General features: G+C 45.1%; 3 protein-coding genes and 1 pseudogene. 1 reads left to right on the plus strand and 3 read right to left on the minus strand.

Features of this window, described 5'->3' with window-relative positions:
* Window positions 1-372, minus strand: a 372-nt coding sequence (locus tag HY807_09260; protein ID MBI4826590.1) for a hypothetical protein, incomplete at its 3' end; no start/stop codon positions are given.
* A gap of 351 nt (window positions 373-723) precedes the next feature.
* On the opposite strand from HY807_09260, the gene HY807_09265 reads away from it, so the two are divergent.
* Complete coding sequence (locus HY807_09265) at window positions 724-1,038, plus strand: hypothetical protein (protein MBI4826591.1); 315 nt, start codon at window positions 724-726, stop codon at window positions 1,036-1,038.
* Between the two features lie 163 nt (window positions 1,039-1,201).
* Here HY807_09265 and HY807_09270 read toward each other — a convergent pair.
* Together HY807_09270 and HY807_09275 are read right to left on the minus strand one after the other, a co-directional pair.
* Window positions 1,202-2,383: pseudogene (locus HY807_09270) on the minus strand (IS3 family transposase).
* 199 nt (window positions 2,384-2,582) lie between these two features.
* Window positions 2,583-2,686 (minus strand): IS3 family transposase (locus tag HY807_09275; GenBank protein MBI4826592.1); only part of this gene is annotated, 104 nt, incomplete at its 5' end.

Below are 2,686 nucleotides of genomic sequence, written 5' to 3' on the forward strand. Positions count from 1 at the left end.
GCCCATTTGAGAAAGAAAAGAAGACTCAACAGCCTCTCTCCGCGCGCCCTTCTTCTCAGGAACGGCAGACGCGAGGTCAAGCAGCCTCTGAACCCCCTGAGGCAGTCCGTTTATATCGACATTGATATTATTCTTTGAGCATCGGTCAAGTATCTTAATAATGAAAGTAAGCAGCCCGCTGTCCCAGTCTGTTACGCCTTCTGATTCAAAGATTATCTTCTTGATCCCTGAACCTGCCTCAACCTGCTTCTGAACCTCATCAGCAGACGGCAGCGCCTTCCCAATCCTGCAATCTCCTGCGATATGAACAAGCAGAGTATCGCCATCCTTCCGGCTGAAGCTCATCCCGCATTGTGCTGAAATGGTTTCCATAATATTGTCTGTCTGATTTAAAGGTGTCTTAATGTAGATAAATTAACGGGCTTAGAGCAGTATAACACGTCATCAAATCAAGAGAAAAGAACTGTTATGCGGTTGCTTTGTTACCGTTTTAAGTAAAATATTTTTTAATAAACCAGTTAGGCGGACGTCCTATATTCATTACGTCTGTCATTCTGGCTTGCCTGCCTGTCCGGTAGGCAGATCCGGAATCGTTCCTGGAATATTAGTCAGTTGAAAAATATAATTTCAGCTATCAAATAGCCCTCAAAAAAGTTATTGACGGAATCATGGCTTTGTGCTAATGTTCTCTAACTACATAATAACTGGTTAGGGCTACAGAAAATGAATAAACTAATTCTATCAATCTTGCTGGTTATGCTTTTTCCACTGAGCGCATACGCCGTGGTTTTTGGGGGAAGTAACCTTGGCTTTGGCGGCTATCCCTCCCACGACTGCATCAAACCAACCAAACCCTTCAATCCATATTCATTCAACAGTCAGTGGGAAGTCGACTCCTACAATTCTCAGGTCGACCTTTACAATTCTCAACTAAGGCAATATTTGAGCTGCATCGACGAATATATTGAGAATGCAAACAACGATATAAAAAGGATTAAGGAAAAGGAACAAGAGGCCATTGATGAAACGGGCTATTAGCCATGACAATATAAGACTCGAGGAAGCGAATTGTTGAAACATCAGGAGCAGGACGGTGAGTGAGTGTTACGACGATGTAGTCCGCGAATACATCGATTTCGTAAACGAACAAGTCGGCACCTATATGGATGAGGTCTGCTGTCAATAACAGACACCAAATGATTCATGCCGCGAGCCTCTTTTCATAATACCGTTTTGCATATACAGCAGGGGATAGATACCCCAGCCGTTTCTGTTTTCTCTGCCGATTGTAAAAAACTTCTATGTATTCTCTAATCTCCTGAATCGCCTCTTGCCTGCTGGCATATCTTCTATGGTGAACAAGCTCCTGTTTCAGCGTTCCCCAAAAACTCTCCATCGGCGCATTGTCATAACAGTTCCCTTTTCTGCTCATTGATGCCTTCATGCCAAAACCTTCAAGCATATCCCTGTACTCATATGAACAATACTGGCTCCCCCGATCTGAGTGATGGATCAGTCCCTTTGCAGGCCGTTTTGCTGCCACTGACTTCAGTAAAGACTGGCTGACCAGATTCTTTGTCATGCGCGTCCCCATTGCATATCCTACAATCTCTCCGGTGAAAAGATCCTTGTGCCCTGCAAGATACAGCCAGCTTTCATCTGTTTGTATATAGGTAATGTCAGTTACCCAAATCTGATTAGGCATGGTCGCTTTGAATTGCTGCTTCAGAAGGTTATCTGCCACCGGCAATGTATGGTTTGAGTCAGTCGTTGCCTTGAATTTCTTTTTCTGTATGCATCGCATGCCGAGTTTCTTCCTTATACGCCTTATCCGGCAGACTCCAGCCTCAACTCCATGTTCTGCCATATCCTGCTGTAATCGCACAGTACCGCATGTCTGCCTGGTTCGTTTACGAGGCTGCCTGTATCTCTACTTCCAGCCTCGTATCCTCTTGTGCCCGCTTTGACAGCGGTCTGTCCAGCCATCCATAAAATCCACTTGCTGATACACCAAGCATACGGCTTAATCCAGGTACTGAATATCGAAGTCGCATCTCTTTGATCATCGCGTATCGGGCAGCGACTCCTTCGCAAAATACGCGGCCGCTTTTTTTAATATGTCACATTCCATCCTTGATTGGGCCAATTCTCTCTTGAGCCGCCTGTTTTCCATCTCTACTTCTGTCAATGGCCGGTGCGTTTTGCCCACTTCTGACAGCTTCCCGGTTTTCTGCGCTTTTACCCAGTATCCTATTGTCGATGATGCTAATGATAATCTGCGCCCAACCTCAGGTATGCTCAATCCGCCTTCTGTTATCAACTTTACAGCTTCTTCTCTGAACTCTTTTGTGTACTTCCCGTTCGGTATCCTTTGCTTTGCCATTCCCACACCTCCATTAAGTTATTTTACTCAACTTTGGTGTCCGTTTTTCTCAGCTTACCTCAATGAGCCCTAACAACCGGTTCGAGACGGACTCGTTACGTCGGCGCTTCGCGCTGCCTACGCTCGCCGCTCAAACGGGGCGTTAGGCTCAGTAAAGAGGGAATTGAAGTTCCCCTGCTTCAACGGACACAAAGTTTAGTTAGGCTGCTATATCCTCCAGTTCAAATGATACCGGAGATTTATATCCCAGAGCTGAATGCCTTCTAATTCGATTATAGAACATTTCAATATATTCGAATATAC

The sequence above is a fragment of the Nitrospirota bacterium genome, assembly GCA_016207885.1.
Lineage (GTDB): Bacteria > Nitrospirota > Thermodesulfovibrionia > UBA6902 > UBA6902 > JACQZG01.

What these genes read in the sequence shown, in the direction of transcription:
- HY807_09265 (MBI4826591.1), top strand. Translation starts at nt 724, where the DNA reads ATGAATAAACTAATTCTATCAATCTTGCTGGTTATGCTTTTTCCACTG.